Source organism: Actinoplanes sp. NPDC051851, assembly GCF_040681165.1.
Taxonomy (GTDB): Bacteria; Actinomycetota; Actinomycetes; order Mycobacteriales; family Micromonosporaceae; genus Actinoplanes.
Genome location: NZ_JBFAYF010000003.1, coordinates 1 through 19,972, shown reverse-complemented (window position 1 = coordinate 19,972; position 19,972 = coordinate 1). Strand labels below are relative to the sequence as shown.

19 protein-coding genes are annotated in these 19,972 nt (G+C 71.7%); 14 read left to right on the top strand and 5 right to left on the bottom strand.

The features are described 5' to 3' along the window. Positions 1-69: 69 nt before the first annotated feature. Positions 70-801: a hypothetical protein gene (locus tag AB0M08_RS04155; protein ID WP_364488096.1), complete on the bottom strand. Its 732-nt coding sequence runs from the start codon at positions 799-801 to the stop codon at positions 70-72. A gap of 161 nt (positions 802-962) precedes the next feature. Here AB0M08_RS04155 and AB0M08_RS04150 point away from each other — a divergent pair, with 161 nt between their 5' ends. The 7 genes from AB0M08_RS04150 (at position 963) to AB0M08_RS04120 (ending at position 8,800) form a co-directional block, all read left to right on the top strand. Next, on the top strand, positions 963-2,978 hold the full coding sequence (locus AB0M08_RS04150; RefSeq protein ID WP_364488093.1) for a prolyl oligopeptidase family serine peptidase: 2,016 nt from the start codon (positions 963-965) through the stop codon (positions 2,976-2,978). Continuing rightward, complete coding sequence (locus AB0M08_RS04145; protein ID WP_364488090.1) at positions 2,975-3,784, top strand: TIGR02452 family protein; 810 nt, start codon at positions 2,975-2,977, stop codon at positions 3,782-3,784. Before AB0M08_RS04150 ends, AB0M08_RS04145 begins: the two co-directional genes overlap by 4 nt. A gap of 170 nt (positions 3,785-3,954) precedes the next feature. After that, positions 3,955-4,404: a hypothetical protein gene (locus AB0M08_RS04140; RefSeq protein WP_364488087.1), complete on the top strand. Its 450-nt coding sequence runs from the start codon at positions 3,955-3,957 to the stop codon at positions 4,402-4,404. A 79-nt stretch (positions 4,405-4,483) separates the two neighbouring features. Further along, complete coding sequence (locus AB0M08_RS04135) at positions 4,484-4,672, top strand: tyrosine-protein phosphatase (RefSeq protein WP_364488934.1); 189 nt, start codon at positions 4,484-4,486, stop codon at positions 4,670-4,672. Positions 4,673-4,828: 156 nt separating this feature from the next. Then, the gene (locus tag AB0M08_RS04130; protein WP_364488084.1) at positions 4,829-5,278 is read left to right on the top strand and encodes a MarR family transcriptional regulator; all 450 of its coding nucleotides are present in this window, start codon (positions 4,829-4,831) and stop codon (positions 5,276-5,278) included. Positions 5,279-5,334: 56 nt separating this feature from the next. Beyond that, positions 5,335-6,909 (top strand): MFS transporter, encoded by a 1,575-nt coding sequence (locus AB0M08_RS04125; RefSeq protein WP_364488081.1) that lies wholly within the window; start codon positions 5,335-5,337, stop codon positions 6,907-6,909. A 259-nt stretch (positions 6,910-7,168) separates the two neighbouring features. Next, positions 7,169-8,800, top strand: coding sequence for a methyl-accepting chemotaxis protein (locus AB0M08_RS04120; protein ID WP_364488078.1), 1,632 nt, complete (start codon positions 7,169-7,171; stop codon positions 8,798-8,800). A 20-nt stretch (positions 8,801-8,820) separates the two neighbouring features. Here AB0M08_RS04120 and AB0M08_RS04115 read toward each other — a convergent pair whose 3' ends face one another. Then, positions 8,821-9,279, bottom strand: a complete 459-nt coding sequence (locus tag AB0M08_RS04115; protein WP_364488075.1) for a hypothetical protein — start codon at positions 9,277-9,279, stop codon at positions 8,821-8,823. 53 nt (positions 9,280-9,332) lie between these two features. Between AB0M08_RS04115 and AB0M08_RS04110 the strand changes: the two genes are divergently transcribed. The 4 genes from AB0M08_RS04110 to AB0M08_RS04095 all read left to right on the top strand — a co-directional run bounded on the left by AB0M08_RS04110 (position 9,333) and on the right by AB0M08_RS04095 (position 13,417). Then, positions 9,333-10,007 carry a hypothetical protein gene (locus AB0M08_RS04110; protein ID WP_364488072.1) on the top strand — a complete coding sequence of 225 codons (675 nt, stop codon included), beginning with the start codon at positions 9,333-9,335 and terminating at the stop codon, positions 10,005-10,007. A gap of 164 nt (positions 10,008-10,171) precedes the next feature. Continuing rightward, positions 10,172-11,236, top strand: a complete 1,065-nt coding sequence (locus AB0M08_RS04105; protein WP_364488069.1) for a PfkB family carbohydrate kinase — start codon at positions 10,172-10,174, stop codon at positions 11,234-11,236. 136 nt (positions 11,237-11,372) lie between these two features. Beyond that, complete coding sequence (locus AB0M08_RS04100; RefSeq protein WP_364488066.1) at positions 11,373-12,779, top strand: 6-phospho-beta-glucosidase; 1,407 nt, start codon at positions 11,373-11,375, stop codon at positions 12,777-12,779. A 281-nt stretch (positions 12,780-13,060) separates the two neighbouring features. Beyond that, positions 13,061-13,417 (top strand): hypothetical protein, encoded by a 357-nt coding sequence (locus tag AB0M08_RS04095; RefSeq protein ID WP_364488063.1) that lies wholly within the window; start codon positions 13,061-13,063, stop codon positions 13,415-13,417. Here the strand turns inward: AB0M08_RS04095 and AB0M08_RS04090 are convergent. Next, complete coding sequence (locus AB0M08_RS04090; protein ID WP_364488060.1) at positions 13,407-14,561, bottom strand: acyl-CoA desaturase; 1,155 nt, start codon at positions 14,559-14,561, stop codon at positions 13,407-13,409. The genes AB0M08_RS04095 and AB0M08_RS04090 overlap by 11 nt on opposite strands. Positions 14,562-14,598: 37 nt before the next feature. After that, positions 14,599-15,651, bottom strand: a complete 1,053-nt coding sequence (locus tag AB0M08_RS04085; protein ID WP_364488931.1) for a ferredoxin reductase — start codon at positions 15,649-15,651, stop codon at positions 14,599-14,601. A gap of 188 nt (positions 15,652-15,839) precedes the next feature. Between AB0M08_RS04085 and AB0M08_RS04080 the strand changes: the two genes are divergently transcribed. Together AB0M08_RS04080 and AB0M08_RS04075 are read left to right on the top strand one after the other, a co-directional pair. Continuing rightward, positions 15,840-16,979, top strand: a complete 1,140-nt coding sequence (locus AB0M08_RS04080) for a helix-turn-helix domain-containing protein (protein ID WP_364488928.1) — start codon at positions 15,840-15,842, stop codon at positions 16,977-16,979. An 81-nt stretch (positions 16,980-17,060) separates the two neighbouring features. After that, positions 17,061-17,600, top strand: coding sequence for a hypothetical protein (locus AB0M08_RS04075; protein WP_364488057.1), 540 nt, complete (start codon positions 17,061-17,063; stop codon positions 17,598-17,600). A 2-nt stretch (positions 17,601-17,602) separates the two neighbouring features. Here AB0M08_RS04075 and ald read toward each other — a convergent pair whose 3' ends face one another. Next, positions 17,603-18,721, bottom strand: coding sequence for an alanine dehydrogenase (gene ald / locus AB0M08_RS04070; RefSeq protein ID WP_364488054.1), 1,119 nt, complete (start codon positions 18,719-18,721; stop codon positions 17,603-17,605). A gap of 156 nt (positions 18,722-18,877) precedes the next feature. Between ald and AB0M08_RS04065 the strand changes: the two genes are divergently transcribed. Beyond that, positions 18,878-19,345 (top strand): Lrp/AsnC family transcriptional regulator, encoded by a 468-nt coding sequence (locus tag AB0M08_RS04065; protein ID WP_364488051.1) that lies wholly within the window; start codon positions 18,878-18,880, stop codon positions 19,343-19,345. Positions 19,346-19,972: the final 627 nt, after the last annotated feature.

The window sequence follows — 19,972 nt, the reverse complement described above, 5'->3', positions numbered from 1 at the left end:
AGCGCCTGGAGCAGGAAGAAGTACGGGTCGGTGCCCTTGGTCGCCGATTGATGGGCGTTGAGTCGCCGGTCACCGGATCGACGGCCACAGGGAAGCCGCGACGGCGAGGACGTAGGCGGCGGTGGCCAGCGCGACAGCCCGGCGGCGGCGGGGTTCGGGGTGGCCGAGGTGGCGCAGGAGGACGGCGAGCAGGGGGAGGACCAGGAGGGCGTGCACCGTGACGCCGTGGACGGGCTTGAGGAAACCGGCGGTCCGGTAAGCGGCGTCCGGGCTCTCGGTGCGGAACAGCACGGTGCCCCGGACGATCATCGCGATGCCGGAGAGCAGCGTGAGCATCAGCAGCGCCCAGCCGGCCCGGAGAGCGAGCCGCAGGTCGGACGGGGCCCGGAGACGGCCGCGGAGGGCGAACACGGCGAACCACGTCAGCACCACGATCAGCACGGCGCCGCCGAAGGCCAGGGACATCGCGACCGTACGGGAGAGGGGATCCTCGGTGTTGAAGTGGGACGGCAGCCCGCGCCAGGCCTGGACCGTGATGCCGGCGACCTCGAGGACGCAGTCGGCGGTCAGGACGCCGAGCAGCCACGCCCGGACGCGCGGGCTCATCACCAGGTAGCCCACCACCCAGGCGACGGTGATCAGGGTCAGTCCGAAGGAGAACCCGAACGTGACCGGCTTGCGCCAGGAGACCGGGCCCGCCCAGGGGGTGTCGCCGGCGAGGAAGACGCCGAGGTGCACCACGCCGGAGAGGATCAGCAGGGCGCCGGTGACGACGGCGGCGGCCCGGGACCGGGAAGTCATGGCGCCGATCGTCCCGCCGTTGCATCGTGGTCGTCATCCCGCCTTTTGAGTATCGCGGGTACGGCATCGGGCGTACGGGAAGCGCCGCCGCCGTGGCTGATGCCGACCTTGGCAACGCCCCCTGTTGATGGGATCGTCGGACGGGCGAGAACGACGTGGGGGTGGGTGCGCTGAACGGGGATGGCGACGACCGGTATCTGTGGCTGGAGGCCGTGGACGGGCCGGAGGCGATGCGGTGGGTGCGGGAACGTAGCGCGGAGGCGCTGGAGGCGCTCGGCGGGGACGGGTTCCGGCGGACCAAGGACGCCATCCGGGAGGTGCTCGACAGCAAGGAGCGCATCTCGTATCCGAGCTGGCGGGGGGACGGGTTCTACTACGACTTCTGGCGGGACGCCGAGCATCCGCGCGGGCAGTGGCGGCGCACCACACTGGAGCAGTACCGGAGCGAGAAGCCGGAATGGGACGTGCTGCTCGACGTCGACGCGCTGAACGCGGCCGAGGGAGAGAACTGGACCTGGGGCGGCGCGACCGTGCTCCGGCCCTCCTACGACCGCTGCCTGCTCAGCCTCTCCCGGGGTGGCGCGGACGCCGCCGTGATCCGCGAGTTCGACCTGCGGGACCGCGCGTTCGTGACGGACGGGTTCACGCTGCCGGAGGCGAAGACCGACGTCGGCTGGATCGACGCGGACCACATCTTCGTCGGCACCGACTTCGGCGACGGGTCGCTGACCTCGTCCGGCTATCCGCGCGTGGTCAAGCGGTGGCGGCGCGGCACCCCGCTCGCCGAGGCGGAGACGGTCTTCGAGGGTGAGACCGGCGACGTGACCGTGCGGGTCCACCACGATCCGACGCCCGGGTACACCCGCGACCTGGTCTCCCGGAGCCTGGACTTCTTCCGCAGCGAACAGTTCCTGCTGCGGCCCTCCGGCGAACTCGTGCGCATCGCGATCCCGGAGGACGCGGACGGCGACGTACACCGGGAGTGGTTGCTGATCCGGCTCCGATCGCAGTGGCGCGGCCACCGGGCCGGCACGCTGCTCGTCACCGGCTTCGACGACTTCCTCGGCGGCGGGCGCGACCTGACCGTGCTCTTCGCGCCGGACGAGCACACCTCGCTCAGCGGCTACGCCTGGACGCGGCACCACCTGATCCTGGTGACGATGACCGACGTGCTCTCCCGGGCGGAGATCCTCACCCCGGGCACGCCGGAGTGGGGGCGGGAGCCGCTCCCCGGCGCCGGGGAGTTCGACGACACCCGGATCGTCGACACCGATCCGGAGAACAGCGATGAATACCTCATCGCGGCCGAGGGCTACCTGCAGCCGGCGGCGCTCAGCCTGGGGAGCGTGGGTGGGCCGCTCGAGGTGCTCAAGCGCGAGCCCGCCTTCTTCGATACCGAGAGGATGGCCGTACGGCAGCACTTCGCGGTCTCGGCCGACGGGACGCGGGTGCCGTACTTCGTCACCGGGGACCCGTCGGGGGAGGGGCCGACGCTGCTCTACGGGTACGGCGGGTTCGAGATCGCGCTGACCCCGGGATACAGCGGGGTCATCGGGCGCGGATGGCTGACCCGGGGCGGGACGTACGTGGTCGCCAACATCCGGGGCGGCGGGGAGTACGGGCCGTCCTGGCATCACGCGGCACTGCGGGAGAACCGGGTCAAGGCGTACGAGGACTTCGCGGCCGTGGCGTCGGATCTCGTGGCGCGGGGGATCACCACCCCGTCCCGGCTCGGCATCCTCGGCGGCAGCAACGGCGGCCTGCTGATGGGGGTGATGCTGACCCGGTATCCGTCGCTGTTCGGGGCGGTCGTCATCAAGGTGCCGTTGCTCGACATGCGCCGGTACACCAAACTGCTGGCGGGGGCGTCGTGGATCGCGGAGTACGGGGATCCGGACGTGCCCGCGGACTGGGAGTTCCTCCGGGAGTTCTCGCCCTATCAGAACGTGCGGGCCGGGGAACCGTACCCGCCGGTACTGCTGATCACGTCGACCCGGGACGACCGGGTCCATCCGGGGCACGCGCGCAAGATGATGGCGAGACTGCGGGAGTACGGCTACGACGCGACCTACTACGAGAACGTGGAGGGGGGCCACGGGGCGGCCGCCGACAACGACCAGACGGCGACGATCTGGGGTCTGACCCTCGACTTCCTGTACCGGCGCCTCGCCGCATGAGTGCCAGGTTGCGGGCGTTGGGCCGGGAAGCCGTCGAGATCGCCGAGCGTGGCTCCTACTCCCCGTCGTCCGGCTCGGGTGACGTCCTCATCGGAGAGCGGGTGCGCCGGGCGGTGGACGGGACCAGGCTGCACCTTCCCGGCGACGTCCTCGCCGACGGCGTCGCGGGGACGGTTCCGGTGCGGATCGAGGTCACCGGGGAGACCTCGCTCGCCGCCGCCCGTCGTCTCGGGGACGGGGTGGCCTGTCTCAACTTCGCGTCCGCGCGGAACCCCGGCGGCGGGTTCCTCAAGGGAGCGCAGGCGCAGGAGGAGAGCCTGGCCCGCAGCTCGGCGCTCTACCCGTGCCTGCTGGCGGCCGGGGACTTCTACCGGTTTCACCGGGGCGAGCGGTCGCTGCTCTACACCGACCGGGTCATCTACGCCCCGCAGGTGCCGGTCTTCCGGGACGACCGGGGCGCCCTGATCGAGTCGTACCCGGTCTCGTTCCTGGTCTCGGCCGCGCCGAACCGGGCCGCCATCGCGCGTGAGCAGCCGGGGGAGCTGGAGCTGGTGCCGGCGGCGCTGGCCCGGCGCGCGGACCGGGTGCTGCGGGTGGCCGCCGCGCACGGGCACCGGAGGCTGGTCCTCGGTGCGTGGGGCTGCGGGGTCTTCGGCAACGATCCGGAGCAGGTCGCCGGGGTCTTCCGGGACGCGCTGGCGGGCAATCCGTACTTCGAGCACGTGGTCTTCGCCGTGCTGGACCGCGGCGGGGCGACCCGCGCGGCCTTCGAGCGATCGTTCACCACGGGCGCGACCGCCGGGTGAGAGCCTCGGCGCGGCGTGGCCCGGGCTGCGGCGTGACCGGGCTGTGGCGTGGCCGGGCTGTGGCGTGGCCGGGCTGTGGCGTGGCCGGGTGAGGGCGTGAGCGAGGCGGGGTGGCGGGAACGCCGGTAATCTGAGCACCGGCCGCAACCGCGTGACGGGCTGGAGCGATGATGGCCGATCTCGATGATCCGCTGGTGCGCTTCGGGCGCTGGGCGGTGGCGAAGGCCTGGGTGGGCTGCGTGCTCTCCGGCGGGTACTTCCTGGGGCGGCACTACCACTGGCCGCAGGCGTTCCTCACGATGGCGGCGGTGCTCGGGGCGGTGGCGCTCGCGCTGGCCGCCTCGGTGCTTCCGGTCTGGACCCGGCAGCGGCCCAGCGGCATCCCGGTCGCGGACGTCGGGCTGCGGGTGATCGTGTGGAGCGGGCTCGTGGCCGCGGTGACCGGGCTGCTGATCGGCGCGCCCGGTATCGGGATGATGGCCGCGGCGTTGCTGCTCAGCACGGCCGCGCGTACGTTCAAGGATCCTTTCGCCGCCTTCGCCCGCAGGATCACGAGCCCGGCGCCGGCCTGGCACCCGCCCCGGCACGAAACGATGAATCGGGGCAAACGGGCGGCCTGACGTCATTCGGTAAGCGCCTGTCTACCTCAGCCTGGTTGAACGGCCGTTCACATGACCGCTCGGGCGCTTTCAATCCACCCTGGCCCGGATCCCGGCCGCCTACCAGCCGGGCTACCGGGCGGTCCTGGACGTTCGCGAGGAGTACCTCCAGTCCGGTTTCGACGAGGTCACCGCGGAGTACGGCACCTTCGGCGACTACCTCTCCGGCGCCCTCGGCCTCTCGGCGAAGGACCTTCGCGCGCTGCGCGCCCAGCTCCTGGTCGGCTGATCTCACCGCTTTCCTTCCTGCTCGGGCGCTTTTTCCGGTACGCCGGAAGGAGCGCCCGCCGCGCTCAAGAGGTGCTCGGCGCATCTTGCGCCAGCGAACGTGACGAGGAACCCATCGACTTGAATTAGGTATGAGCACATACCTAATAATGGAGCCGTGACCGAGACCGATCCCGCCGTGCAGCTCATGCTCCTGGCACACCAGCTGCACCGCGCACTCGACCGCCGGGTGCAGGGCGAGTTCGACCATCCCAAGCCGCCCGAGGTGCAGCTCGCCGCGCTCTGGTTCGTGATCGACCACCCGGGCGCCACGGTCCGGGAGCTCGCCGACGAGCTGCAGATCCAGCCGAACAACGCCAGCGCGCTGGTGACCCTGATGGTCAAGAACGGTCTGCTGGTCCGCGAGCCGGATCAGCGGGACCGGCGGGTCGTCCGGCTGCACGCCACCGCCGAGGCCCGGCAGCGCACCGGAGCGGTCCAGGGACTGCTCACCGGGTACCTCTCCGCCGCCCTGGACGCGCTCGACGACGAGGCGCGCACCGCGGTGGCCCGGGCCCTCCCGTACCTGACGGAGGTCACGCGGCACGTCCGCGACGGCGGACGGTGAACGGTCACCGTACGAGAAGAACAAGCGCAACAAGCGCGCAAAGATGGAGTTCCTCAATGTCTTCAGCGACTTCGGTCGAGATCCCCGCTCCCGCGCCCCCGGTGGTCGCGGGCCGGCGCGGAAACCCCTGGCTCTCCCTGATCGCGGTCGCCTTCGGCCTGTTCATGGTGGGCCTGGACGGCAGTGTGGTGTCGATCGCGAACCCGGAGATCGGCCGCGACCTGGGCGCCAGCACCGCCGAACTGCAGTGGGTCACCAACTCCTATCTGCTGGCGCTCGCCGCCGCGCTGATCCTCGGCGGCAAACTCGGTGACCGCTTCGGCCGGCGCACCTACTACCTGATCGGCGTCGCCGGTTTCACGCTCTCCTCGGTCGCCATCGGACTCGCCGGCTCGATCGAGGGCGTCATCGCGTTCCGCGCGGCCCAGGGCTTCTTCGGCGCCCTCCTGATGCCGAACACGCTCGGCATCCTGCGCGCCGTCTTCCCGCCGAAGAGGTTCGGCATGGCGGTCGGCATCTGGGCGATGGTCTCCTCGGTCTCGACCGCGCTCGGCCCGATCGTCGGTGGCCTCCTCGTGCAGCACGTGAACTGGGAATCCGTCTTCTACATCAACGCGCCGGTCGGCGTGATCGCGCTGATCGTGAGCGCGCTGGTCCTCCCGGAGAGCAGGAACTCGACCGGGAAGCACCGGTTCGACGTGCCCGGCGTACTGCTGCTCGCCGTGGGCCTGCTGGTCCTGGTCTTCGCCGTGGTCAAGGGCGAGACCTGGGGCTGGGGCTCCGGCAGCACGCTCGGCAGCATCGCCGCCGGCCTGGTGATCCTCGCCGTCTTCGGCTACTACGAGACGCGGATCGAGCACCCGCTGCTGCCGATGCGCCTGTTCCGCAGCCCGGCGCTGACGATCGGCGCCGTCATCACCGCGATCAACTTCTTCACGCTGCTCGGCTCCATCTTCTACATCATGCTGTACCTGCAGAACGTGCGCGGGTACACGCCGGTGATGGCCGGTGTCCTCACCCTGCCGCTGAGCCTGGCGTCGGTGGTGGCGTCGCCGCTCGGGGCCGCGCTGACCGACCGGTTCGGCCCGCGCCTCACCATGCCGCTGGGCATGGCCCTGCAGGGTGCCGCGTCGTTCGGGCTGCTCCTGCTCGGCACCGACTCCAGCTACAACGTGATGTGGCCGTCCTTCATCGGCCTGGGCCTCGGCGTCGGCATGGTGATGGCCGCGTCGTCCGAGGCGATCGTCGGCAACGCGCCGGTCAAGGACGGCGGGGTCGCGGGCGGACTCCAGGCGACCATGCTGCAGATCGGCGGGGCGCTGGGCACGTCGGTCCTGGTGTCGCTGATCAGCGCCCGGGTGAGCTCGACGCTGGTGCCGTCGCTGGTCTCCGCGGGTGTGCCGTCCCCGCTCGCCTCGGGACTCACCGCGGCGAAGGACGCCGTGGCGATGGGCGTAGCACCGGTGTCATCGGACATGTCGGCGGAGATCCGGGCCGCGGTGGTGGACGGTGCCGGTCAGGCCTTCGTCAACGGGGTGCACACGGCTGCGCTGACCGCGGGGGTTCTCTGCCTGGTGGGCGCGCTGGTCGCCGTGATCGGCATCCGCCGGGGCACCCCGGCCCACCAGTAGCCCCCGCCCCGCCGCCCCGCAGCCCTGGCGCTGCCTTTCCCCGGCCGCCCGCCTGTCCGGCCGGCCGGGGTCGGTCGGGCGGGGTCGGCGGTAGGGCCTGGAATGGGCGGCGGGTTCCGTGGCTGAGTGTCGGCTGGCGGTGGGCCGGCCGGGCCGGCGGTGGGCACTGTTCGGGGACGTGGTGATCGCTTCGGTGCGGGATGTCGGCTCAGGGGTGCGGAAGGGGTGCCGACCAGGTATCTAGAGGAGGCCGACGACGATGAGCGCGATCGCAGCGGTGGATGTGGCGCCACGGAGTGGCGTATGGGGATTCTGGGGCGATCTCAGCGTCCGGGTGAAGATCATGGTGGCGATCTGTGTCGCGGCCGCGGTGGCGCTGATCGTCGGGGTGCTCACGCTGCGGGCGCTGAGCGAGGCCAGTGCGGCGGCGACCAAGATCTACACCAACAACCTGGCCAGCGTGCAGGCGCTCGGGTCGGTGCGCAGCACGATGGTGCAGGCACGGCTGGACCTCTCGCTGCACGCGATCTTCAGCGACGCCACCAACAAGACCAAGTATGCCGCGGCGTTCAGCGCGGACCTCGAGGACGTCGACACCGCGTTCGACGCCTTCACGGCGAGCGGCCCGGCCGGCACCACCCAGACCATCGACGAGCTCAGGGCGAACTGGGACGACTACGTCGACCTGGCCGAGAACGAGATGATCCCGGCGTCGCAGAAGAACGACCTGGTCACGTGGCAGACGGTCCGCACCGAGAAGATAGCGCCGATCATGACGGCCATCGCGGAGGAGCTGACCGAGCTCAACGACGCGGAGACGTCGGACGCTTCCGGGGCGGTCTCCAGCGCGCAGAGCCGGTACACGTCGAACCGTACCGTCTCGGTGATCCTCCTGATCGTCGGCCTGTTCGGGGCGCTCGCGCTCGGCTGGGTGGTGGCGCGGGCGATCGTCCGGTCGCTGCGCCGGGTCAGCGAGGTCTGCGAGGGGCTGGCCGCCGGTGACCTGACCCGGAACACCGGTATCACCACGGACGACGAGCCGGGCCGGATGGGCCGGGCCCTGGACCGCGCGGTGCTGCGGCTGCGCGAGACCGTCACCACGATCGGCGGTTCGGCGGCGACGCTGGCCGGCGCCTCCGAGGAGCTGACCGTGGTCAGCGCCCAGCTGCAGAGCGGCGCGGCCGAGGTGGCGAACCAGGCCACCTCGGCGAGTTCGGCCAGCGACGAGGTGAACCTGGGCGTGCAGTCGATCGCGGCGGGTGCCGAGGAGATGAGCGCCGCGATCACCGAGATCGCCACCAACGCGGCCGAGGCGGCCCGGGTCGCGCAGGAGGGCATGACCGTCGCCGCGCGGACCAACAGCCAGGTGGCCGAGCTCGGCACGGCGAGCGGCGAGATCGGCGCCGTGGTCAAGCTGATCACCAGCATCGCCGAGCAGACGAACCTGCTCGCCCTGAACGCGACGATCGAGGCGGCCCGCGCCGGTGAGCTGGGCAAGGGTTTCGCGGTGGTGGCCGGTGAGGTCAAGGAGCTGGCCCAGCAGACCGCCAAGGCGACCGAGGAGATCACCGCCCGGATCTCGGCGATCCAGGTCTCCAGCGAGTCGGCGACCGTGGCGATCGGCGAGATCACCGACGTCATCCAGCGGATCGGCGACTACACGACGACGATCGCCTCGGCGGTCGAGGAGCAGACCGCGACCACGGGCGAGATGAGCCGGTCGGTGGCGGACGCCGCGTCGAGCAGCAGCCAGGTGGCCCGGACGGTCACCGGTGTCGCCGACGTCGCCTCGGCCACCGCGGAGGGCGCCCGCTCGACCCAGCAGGCCGCCGCGGATCTCACGCGTCTGGCCGGCGACCTGAGCACCCTGGTCGGCGGCTTCAAGCATTGAGATCCTTCCGGGGTACGACCTCAGCCCCGCACGTCCGCATACCAGCGCCACTTGGTCAGCGGGGCGTGGCCCGGCAGCTCCGCGAGGCCGAGCGGGTGGAAACCGCGCTGCTCCGGCGGCGCGACCCGGACCAGCGCGGCGAGCAGCCCGCCGGACGCGTCCAGCACCTGCAGCAGGCCGGGCACGCCCTGATCCGCGTCGGCGTAGACGGTCAGCGCCGGGCCGTCCGGGCGCCGCTTCCACCCGAACGGCACGTAGGCCGTCAGCGCCGGGGTGGCGGGTGCGAGCTGCCCGGCGTACGCGAAAAGGTCGTCGGCCATGTGCTCCACCGTCTCCCAGCAGGACCAGGTCAGCCCGCCGGCCGTGGTCTGCCAGTACTTCCCCTCGGCGTGCCGCAGGGTCGCGATCGCGGCGTCGACCGTCGCGCGGACGTCGTCGGCAGTCACCGGGCCGGGGGATTCCACAGGGGATGAGGTCACCCGGGCGAATCTATCGGAGGTTTTTGTCGTACCCCCGGCGCATCATCGCTGATATGGGAGAAGCAGCCATGCCGATCCGCCGCCGGATCGAGCTTTCCGTCAACGAAGCCCGCCTCCGATTCCAGCAGTTGGTCCGCGTGACCGCCCTGACCGGCCAGGTCACCGTGGTGGTCGACGGCGGCCGCCCGATCGCCGCCATCGTCCCGGCCACCGATCTCGCCGACGCGCCCGCGCCCGCGTCGCCGGGCATCGCACATTCCGCGCCGCCCCCGCAGACCCCGCGGCCGCCCGGTGTCGCGCATTCCTCGGTGCCGCGCTCCTCGCCGCCGCAGGCCCCGCCGTCGGCGCCCCGGCAACCGGCCGACTCGGTGCGGCCGCCGGGCCGGTCCTCGGTGGACCGGGCACCGGGCGCCGGGCATCCGCCCGGGGGTGGGCACCCTCCCGGCGCCGGGCACCCGCTCGATGGTGGGTCTCCGCTCGGTGGTGGGCACCCGTCTGCGGCTCCCGTGGCGGTGGGCAAGCCGTCGGGCGAGAGCAGCGCGGGGTGGCTGCGGCGGATCGAGAAGGTGCGGGAGGACGTCCGGCGCCAGCACGCCGGGCGCATCGACGAGCTGGCCGGCGCGCTGGAGGAGGCCTGGCAGCTGCTCGACGCGGCCCGCCCACCCGGCACCGATCGGCACATCGACGTCGCCCGGGCCGCCCACGCCGACCTCCGCCGCTCCCGCTGACGACCCGCCCCGGCGTCCGCGGAAGGAAGCCGTTCGCCGGCGGAGGGTGTTCGCCGGCGGCGGGCATTCGCCGGAGAGGGCGTTCATGGGCCGGGCACGTGAGCTGCGTCAAGGGTGGTGATCAAATACCAGTTGACCGATGGGGGTGGGGGTAAGATCTGCCAATGGCTCGTGAGCTGGACCTTTTCGTTCCGGGGGCGGTCTTCCTCGACGTGATCTTCACGGGCCTCCGCGAGTTGCCGCGGCCGGGCACCGAGGTGTGGGCCCCCGGGATGGGGTCGTGTCCGGGCGGCGTGGCGAACCTCGCGGTCGCGGCGAGCCGGCTCGGGCTGAGCACCGGGCTCGGGACGGCGCTGAGCACGGATGCGTACGGGGAGTTCTGCCATCAGGTGCTGAGCCGCCAGGAGGGGATCGATCTCTCCGCCTCGCGCCGCGTCGACGACTGGCACTCGCCGGTGACCGTCTCGCTGGCGTACGACCGGGACCGCAGCATGATCACACACGGACACCCGCTGCCGACCGGGGCGGACGGGCTGGTCAACGGGCTGCCCGCGGCGCGCGCCGCCGCGGTGAGCCTGGGCGGGCACAACACGGCCTGGGTACGCGACGCGGGCCGGGCCGGGATGAAGATCTTCGCGGACGTCGGCTGGGACGAGAGCGACGAGTGGTCCTGCGAGGCGCTCGAGGTGCTGCCGGACTGCCACGCCTTCGTGCCGAACGCGGTCGAGGCGATGCGGTACACCCGGACCGACTCGCCGCGCGCCGCGCTGGACAAGCTGACCGGGATGGTCCCGATCGTGGTGGTCACCGACGGCGGCACCGGCGCGCTCGCGGTCGACTCGGCGTCCGGCGAGTCGGTGAGCGTGCCGAGCGTCCCGGTGGACGCACTCGACCCGACCGGCGCGGGCGACGTCTTCACCGCCGGGTTCGTCGCCGGCACCCTGGGCGGCTGGGCGCTCGCCGACCGGGTGGCCTTCGCGAACCTGGTCGCCGCCCTCTCGGTGCAGCACTTCGGCGGTTCCCTCTCGGCGCCGGGCTGGGGCGACATCGCCGACTGGTGGTCCGCGACCCGCCAGGCCGCAGCCGGGCACCACGCCGACTCCGCCGAGGGCGGCCTGGCCCGCCGGTACGCCTTCCTCGACGAGGTGATCCCGCCGGGCCGGGCCGCCGCCGTGCACCGCGCCACCGCGACGATCGCCCGCCTCTCCGACGCCCGTGCCGACCACTGACCCCGTACCGGCCAGTGACCGCTCCGGCCGCTGATCCCCCGGCGTCATCCCCTCGGCCCATCCCATCGACCATCCCCTCGGCCCATCCCATCGACCATCCCCTCGGCCCATCCCATCGACACGGAGACATGAGACGTTGCGCCTGACGATTCTGGGTGGGGGCGGCTTCCGGGTGCCGCTCGTCTACCGGGCCCTGCTCGCCGACCACCGGCACACCGGCATCACCGAGGTCGTCCTCCACGACGTGGACCGGAACCGCCTCGACGGCATCGGCCGGGTGCTCGCCGCCCTGGCCGCGGAGGTGGCCGACGCCCCGGCCGTGCGCACCACCACGGACCTCGACGAGGCCGTCGCCGGGGCCACCTTCGTCTTCTCGGCGATCCGGGTCGGCGGGCTGGCCGGGCGGGTCGCCGACGAGCGGGTCGCGCTCGACCTCGGCGTACTCGGGCAGGAGACGGTCGGTGCGGGCGGGATCGCGTACGGGCTCCGGACCGTACCCGAGGCCACCCGGATCGCGGACCGGATCGCGGCGCTCGCCCCCGACGCCTGGCTGATCAATTTCACCAACCCGGCGGGCCTGATCACCGAGGCGATGGCGGCCCGCCTCGGCGACCGGGTGATCGGCATCTGCGATTCACCGTCCGGTCTGGTCGACCGGGTGCTTCGCACCCTCGGGGCGGATCCGGCCCGGGTACGCGTCGACTACGCCGGCCTGAACCACCTCGGCTGGCTCTACGGCGTCCACGACCTCGAGCCCGGTCTGCCCGGCGCTCCGAGGGCCTCCAGCGTTCCCGCCGGTCCCGGCGTCCACGATGCCGACGGTGGCCGCGACCTGCTCGCCGGTCTGCTCGCCGACGACGGACTGCTGCTCGGCATCGAGGAGGGACGGCTCTTCGGCCCGGACCTCCTGCGGACCCTCGGGGCGATCCCGAACGAGTACCTGCACTACTACTACGACCCGGCCGGGACGTTCGCCGCGGTCCGGGACGCGCCGCAGACCCGGGGCGCGTTCCTCCGGGACCAGCAGGAACGCTGCTACACCGCGCTGCGCGACCAGGAACCCCTGACCGCGTGGCTGGCGGCGTGGCGGGAGCGGGAGGCCACCTACATGGCCGAGAACCGCGAGCTCACCGGTGCCGGCGAGCGCGAGCACGACGAGAGCCGCCCGGCCGGGTACGAGGGCGTCGCCCTGGCCGTGATGCGCGCCCTGGCCCGCGACGAGCCGGCCACCCTGATTCTCAACGTCCGCAACCGGGGAACGCTGGCGGCCCTGGACGACGACGCGGTGGTCGAGGTCCCCTGCGTCGTCGACGCCCGCGGCGCCACCCCGCTCCCGGTCGCGCCGCTGCCCGCACACGGCGTCCCGCTGGTCCGCGCGGTCAAGTCCACCGAGCGCGCGATCCTGGAGGCCGCCACCACGGGCTCCCGCGCCGCCGCCCTCCGCGCGATGACCACCCACCCCTTGATCGACGACGCCGCCCTGGCCGAGCGCCTGCTCTCCGGCTACCAGACCGCCCTCCCCAGCCTGTCCTACCTGCACTGAGGGGTGTGTCGGGCCTTTCGAGGCGCCCCTCAGGGCCAGCCAAGCGCGGTGCTGAGCGATGGGGAGCGCCGGGAGCTCGCCGGGCAACTGGAGCGCCTCGTGCTGGCCCTGGCGCCACCGGGACCGACGCCGTCGATGGGGTGATGCCGTCGATGGGGTGACGCCGTCGATGGGGTGACGCCGAGGAGAGGGCGCGGCTTTCGCCGTACGGGAAAAGAAGCTCTGGTGTTGGGGTGTTACCGCAGAGTAACGTGTGTCGATCTCGACAGGGGGTGGCAGCGATGCCGGAAGTGCAGGCCTCGATACCGGCGGCCATGGCGGTGACCCTGCTCGGCTTCGCCTTCATCCTGGTGCAGCCGGGTGCGATCCCGTTCGCCTACGCGTGGGCGCAGCGGCGCGTGCTGCGGGGACGGGAGCGGGTGCGGGGCGCGACCGTCGTCGGCTACCTGCTCGGCTGCCTGCTGACCGGGGCGGCGCTCGGCGTGCTCGGGCTCTTCTCCGAGATGCCGTTCTACGCCAGCGCGGTGCTCGCCTACCTGATGATGTGGCTGCTCGCGCTGAACCTGCTGCGCGACGGGAGCACGGTCGCGGGGGCGGAGCCGGAAGCCCCGCCCCTCGAGGCGACGACTACGCCGTGACCGGCTCGGCGGCCGGCATCCGCGGCGGGATCGAGTTGTCCGCCTCCGGCATCGGCTTGCGGTTCGGCAGGGACAGGCGGATCACCTTGGCCCAGGCCGAGGCGACCTGCTTGGGCAGCGGGCCGGTGACGTACGGCAGGTCGTACTTCTTGAAGAGCGCCCGCACCTTGACCGCGGTCTCCGCGTAGCGGCTGCTCGGCAGGTCGGGGAAGAGGTGGTGCTCGATCTGGTGGGACAGGTTGCCGGTCATGATGTGCATCAGCTTGCTGCCGGAGATGTTGGCCGAGCCGAGCATCTGGCGCAGGTACCACTCGCCGCGGGTCTCGCCCTTGATCGAGGTGCGCTCGAAGGTGGAGACGCCGTTCGGGAAGTGACCGCACATGATCACCGAGTGGCTCCACAGGTTGCGGACCAGGTTGGCGGTGAAGTTCGCGGCCATGGTGTGGAAGAAGGACGGGCCGGAGATCAGCGGGTGCAGGATGTAGTCCTTCAGCACCTGGCGGCGGATCTTGCGGCCGACCGCCTTGTAGTTCGCCTTGAACTCCGGGTTGTTGCGGCGCTTCTTGGTCTGCAGGTTGCGGCCCAGCTGCAGGTCGTACGCGGCGATGCCGTACTCGAAGAAGCACGCGTTGATGAAGTTCCACAGCGGCTGGAACAGGTAGAACGGGATCCAGCGCTGGTTCTCGTCGACCCGCATGATGCCGTACCCGAGGTCGTTGTCCTTGCCGACCACGTTGGTGTACTTGTGGTGGATCTCGTTGTGCGAGTGCTTCCACTGCTCGGCCGGGGTGACGTGGTCCCACTCCCAGGTCGTCGAGTGGATCTTCGGGTCGCGCATGAAGTCGTACTGGCCGTGCAGGATGTTGTGGCCGATCTCCATGTTCTCCAGGATCTTCGCCACCGAGAGACCGAACGTGCCGACGATCCACGCGGGCGGGAAGAGCGAGAAGAGCAGCACGGCGCGGCTGCCCATCTCCAGGCTCCGCTGGACCTTGATGACCCGGCGGATGTAGGCCGCGTCCTTCTCCCCGCGGACGGCCAGCATCTCGTCCCGGATCGCGTCCAGCTCGCGGCCGATCTCCTCGATGTCCTCGGCGGTGAGGTGCGCGATCGGGTTGACTTCCTGGCGTTGCAGCGTGGTCACGTGAACCTCGTTCTCTCTGGGGGTCCGGTGTAAAAGCTCAGGCGTCCAGCCGGCACGGCCCGGCGGCGGCCGCGATACAGGGCTGGATCAGGACGTTGTCGCCTTCCACGGCGGTGGTGATGGTGCCGTCGCGCATGTCGCGGACGATGCCCTCGCGCATCGGCAGGACGCACGAGTAGCAGATGCCCATCCGGCAGCCGGACTTCATCAGCTTCCCGGCGGCCTCGCCGGCGTCCAGGATCGAGACGCTGCCCGCTGCCTCGACCACGGTGCCGGAACGCTCGAAGGTGACCGTGCCGCCGTCCCCGGCGATCAGCATCGCAGGACGGAACCGCTCGATGTGCAGTTTCTCCGCGGCGCCCGCGTCGCTCCAGTGTTCGGTGAGGGCGTCGAGCATCTCGCCCGGCCCGCAGGCCCAGGTCTCCCGCTCGAAGAGGTCGGGCACCAGCTCGGCGATCTCGGCCGGCTTGAGCCGCCCGTCGCTGCCGGTGTGCCGCTCGATCAGGGTGATCTTCCCCTGCCGGTCGAGCTCACGCAGCTCGGTGCCGAAGACCGCGTCCTCCGGCGTGCGGGCCGAGTGGATCACCACGACGTCCGGCAGCTCGTGCAGGCAGCTGCGCAGCATGCCCATCACCGGCGTGATGCCGCTGCCGGCGGTGAGGAACAGGCTCTTCGGCGGCCGCTGCCGCGGCAGCGTGAAATCACCCGTGGGGAGGTCCAGGTGGATGATCATGCCGCGGGTCGCGTGTTTGTGGAGGTACGCGCTGACCACGCCGTCCTTCACGGCGTTCACGGTGACCGCGATGCGGCCGTCCCGGCGACCGGCGGCGCTGCTCACCGAGTAGGCGCGCCACAGCCGGATGCCGTCGACGTCCACGCCGAGGCGGATGTACTGACCGGGCTCGTGCGGCTGCCAGCCCCGTCCGGGCCGGATCACCAGGCTGACCGCGCTCGCGGTCTCCGGGCGGACCTCCTCGATCCGGCCGCGCAGGATGTTCGCGTTGCGCAGCGGGGCGATGACGTCGAGGTAGTCGGCGGGCACCAGCGGAGTGGTGACCAGCTCGACGACGCGCCACGCGCCGTTGCGCATTGTGTGGGTGACTGGCACCTGACTAAGCCTGCTGTACCGCGGGGGCGAAGTCCTGACCGTGAGAAGTGAATCCGGGGCGGCATAATTGTCTTCTGCGAACAACAGTCGGACCGACAAAAGGGATTCCATTGATAGAACCTCTCCGCGATGTGCGGTCCTATCGATTGCCTGTGGAGGTGGTCGACCCGATGCGGCGTGGCCTGCCCGAGGTCGCGGCCCAGGCCATCGCCGCGATAACCATGGAGGTGCCGGCCTACTCGGTGGCGTTCGCGGGCGCGATGGGCAACAAGATCGAGCGGGCGGTGCAGGCCGCGGTCGGCACCTTCCTGAACCTGGTGTCCCGGCCCGGAGGCGACCCCGGCACCCCGCTCGCGGCGGCGCTCGAGGGGGCGTACGCGCTGGGCCGGGGCGAGGCGCGCACCGGCCGGAGCCTGGACGCGCTGCTCGCGGCGTACCGGGTGGGCGTCCGGGTGGTCTGGCGGGAACTGGCCGCGGTCAGCGTGGGCACCGGGCAGTCGGCGGAGGTGATCGCGGACTTCGCGGAGCTGGTGTTCGCGTACATCGACGAGCTCTCCGCGGCGAGCGTCGCGGGCCACGCCGACGAACTGGCCGCCACCGGCCGGATCCGGCTGCGCTACCTGCAACAGCTCGCCCAGGCCCTGATCGGCGGCGAGCCGGCGCACGTGGTCCAGGCCGCCGCCGAGCGGGCCGAGTGGGCGCCGCCGCAGACCCTGACCGCGATCCTGCTGCCCGACCGATCGGCCCGTTCGCTGATCGACCTGCTCGATCCGCGGACCCTCCAGCTCTCCGGCGCGATCACCGACCTGCCGGGGACCGCCGTGCTGCTGGTCCCCGACCCGCAGGGCGGCTCCCGCGCACACCTCACCCGCCTGCTCACCGGCCACCACGCCGTGATCGGCCCGGCCCGCCCGTGGCTGAGGGCCCAGGCCTCACTGGATCGGGCGGTCCGGGTCCACCAGCTCTGCCCGCCGGACGGCGCCGCCGTCGACACCGAGGAGCACCTGCCCGAGCTGGTCGTCACCGCCGATCAGGGCGCCCTCGCCGACCTGCGGGAACGCGTACTGGCCCCGCTGACCGGGGAGCGTGGACCGGCCGCCGCCAAGCTGGTCGAGACGCTGCGCAGCTGGCTGCTGCACCAGGGCCGCCGGGAGGACGTGGCGGCCGAGCTGTTCGTGCACCCGCAGACGGTCCGGTACCGGATGGCGCGGCTGCGGGAGCTGTACGGCGAGCGCCTCAAGGACCCGCAGTGGGTGCTGGCGCTCTCCATCGCGCTGGCGGTCCCCCCGGCACCTGGCACGATCTTGTGAGGGGCCGTCCTCAGCGGATCCATAGAGTCGTCGACGAGACGGCCCGGGAATGGTGGCCGCGGAGAAGATCAGGGAATCCCCGTGCTGAAGAAGGTCGTTCTGTTCGCGAGTGCCGGTCTGTTCGCCGCGGTCGCCACCGCGTGTTCCGCGCCGACGGCCGCCGCACCCACCACCGCCACCGACCCGGTGTCGATCGCCCCGTCGCCCGCCGCCTCGGCCGACCTCCTCGCCCTGCTGAAGGAGTGCCCGAACGAGGGGCAGAAGGGCCGGATCCAGCAGACCTTCACCCAGGACGTGACCGGCGACGGCACGCCCGAGACGCTGGTGGCGCGGACCTGCGAGGCGAGCACGTCGTACATCCCGAGCACGGTCGAGGTCTTCCAGGGCACGAAGCGGATCGGCACCCTGATGGAGGAGGCCGGGCCGACCGACCTGCCCTGGTTCGTCTCGCTCACGGCAGCCGGCACCGAGGTCACCGTGACGGCGAACGGCGTCGCCGAGGACGGCACGCAGGCCTGCCCGGAGCTGGAGATCACCTATAGGTACGCCTACGCGGACGGCGCCTTCAAGCGCACCGCCCGCGAGGCGACCACCGCGTCCGACTGCCTGCCGGTCGGCTGACCTCAGGCGGCGAGGACGGCGGCGATGCTCTCGGTGGGGAGACCGAGGGCGGTGCCGACCGAGTCGTTGGTGAGGGTGCCGTCGTGCACGTTCAGGCCCAGGGCCAGGGCCGGGTCGGCGCGCAGCGCGTCCTTCCAGCCCAGGTCGGCCAGGCGCAGGGCGTACGGGAGGGTGGCGTTGGTCAGGGCGTACGTCGAGGTGTTCGGGACGGCGCCGGGCATGTTCGCCACGCAGTAGAAGACCGACTCGTGCACCTGGTAGACCGGGTCCTGGTGGGTGGTGGCGTGCGAGTCCTCGAAGCAGCCGCCCTGGTCGATCGCGATGTCGACCAGCACCGAGCCGGGCTTCATCCGCTTCACCAGGTCGTTGCTGACCAGCGTCGGGGCCTTCGCCCCGGGGACCAGCACGGCGCCGATCACCAGGTCGGCCTCGATGACCGACTGCTCGATGGCGTACGCGCTGGAGACCAGGGTCTTCACCCGGCCGCCGAACTGGGCGTCGATCTGGCGCAGGCGCGGAATGCTCAGGTCCAGCACGGTCACGTCGGCACCGAGGCCGAGCGCGATGGTCGCCGCGTTCACGCCGGAGACGCCGCCGCCGATCACGGTGATCTTCGCCGGGGCCACACCGGGCACGCCGCCGGGCAGCACGCCCCGGCCGCCGCTGTTGCGCATCAGGCTGTACGCGCCGACCTGCGGGGCGAGGCGGCCGGCCACCTCGGACATCGGGGCGAGCAGCGGCAGCGAGCCGTCGGCGAGCTGGACCGTCTCGTACGCGATGGCGGTGGTGCCGCTCTCCAGCAGCGCCTTGGTGCCCTCGGGGTCGGCGGCGAGGTGCAGGTAGGTGAAGACCACCTGACCGGCGCGGAGACGGTGGTACTCCTCGGCGATCGGCTCCTTGACCTTGAGGATCATGTCGGCGGCGTCCCAGACCGCGTCCGCGTCCGGCAGGATCCGGGCACCGGCGGCCACGTAGTCCTCGTCGCTGATCGCCGAACCGGCGCCCGCACCGGCCTGCACGCTCACCACGTGCCCGTGACGCACGGCCTCCACCACGCCCGCCGGGGTGATCGCGACACGGTACTCGTGGTTCTTGACCTCTTTCGGTACGCCGATGTGCATGGGATGTCCTTTCGCCCGGCGCCGTTGTCGAGCTGACGGAGGGGGAGGCGCCTGATGCCGTTAGAGTGGAACGATGTGCAGCAGGCAGGCAAGACGAGCGAACATGATTCTGTTCGTAACCACCAGAGCGCAGATCCTGCGGGTGGGTGGCGTTCGGTGAGCGACCTGCCGAAGGATGTTCGAGGCCTCGACCACATCGATCTGGAGCTGCTGAGCCTGCTCCGGGTGGACGGTCGGATGCCGAACAACGCCCTCGCCGACCGGGTCGGGATCGCGCCCTCCACCTGCCTGACCCGGATCCGGCGGCTCCGCGAGATCGGGGCGATCCGCGGCTTCCACGCCGACGTCGACCCGGCCTGGCTGGGGCGGCCCATCCAGGCGATGATCGCGGTCCGGATCCGCTCCGACGCCCGCGAGTCGATCGGCCGGTTCACCGAGGCCCTCGCCGGCATCCCCGCGGTCCGCGACGTCTACTTCGTCTCCGGCAACTACGACTTCCTGCTGCACGTGGCCGCCGAGGACGTCGACGATCTGCGCACCGTCATCACCGAGCGCCTCAGCGGGACCCGCCTTGTCTCCGGCACCGAGACCTACCTGATCTTCGAGCACCGCCGTGGGAATTGAATGGAATGGTCACCCTGGGACGGTTGGGGCGGTGGGTGGGCATGCAGGGCGGTGAACCATCTATGCCCTGCATGCCCACCCACCGCCCCAACCTTGCATGGGTTTTCGCATTCGCCACGTGGTGGCTTGCTCATCGCTGGGTGCATGGCCGGGCTTCGACTCCACCTCCAGCTGCCCGGTCTGGCTGCCGCGCGGTGGTCACCCTGCGACAGCTCTCCCACCCGGGCCCGGGTTGCTGCCGGCTGAAGCGAATAGACCGCGCCGCTTGCGCTTGTCCGGCGCGCGGCTTGCGCTTGGCGGTGGCTTGGCGGGCTTTGCGAGCGCGTGAGCTGGGTGAGGCCGCGGCCCCCCGACCCACCCAGGGTGACCCCGTGGGTTTGGGTGGTCGGTGGGTGAGCGGCGCGGTCTGTTCGCCTGACCCGGCAGCTACCCGGGCCTGGGTGACATGTCGTCCTGGCATGCGGGCCGCGCGGTAGCCAGACCACCTTGCTGGAGGTGAAGTCGCAGCTCAGTCGGGCAGCCAGCAATGGGCGAGCCGCCACCTGGCTGACGCCGATCACCATGCAAGGTCGGGGCGGTGGGTGGGCATGCAGGGCATAGACGCTTCACCGCCCTGCATGCCCACCC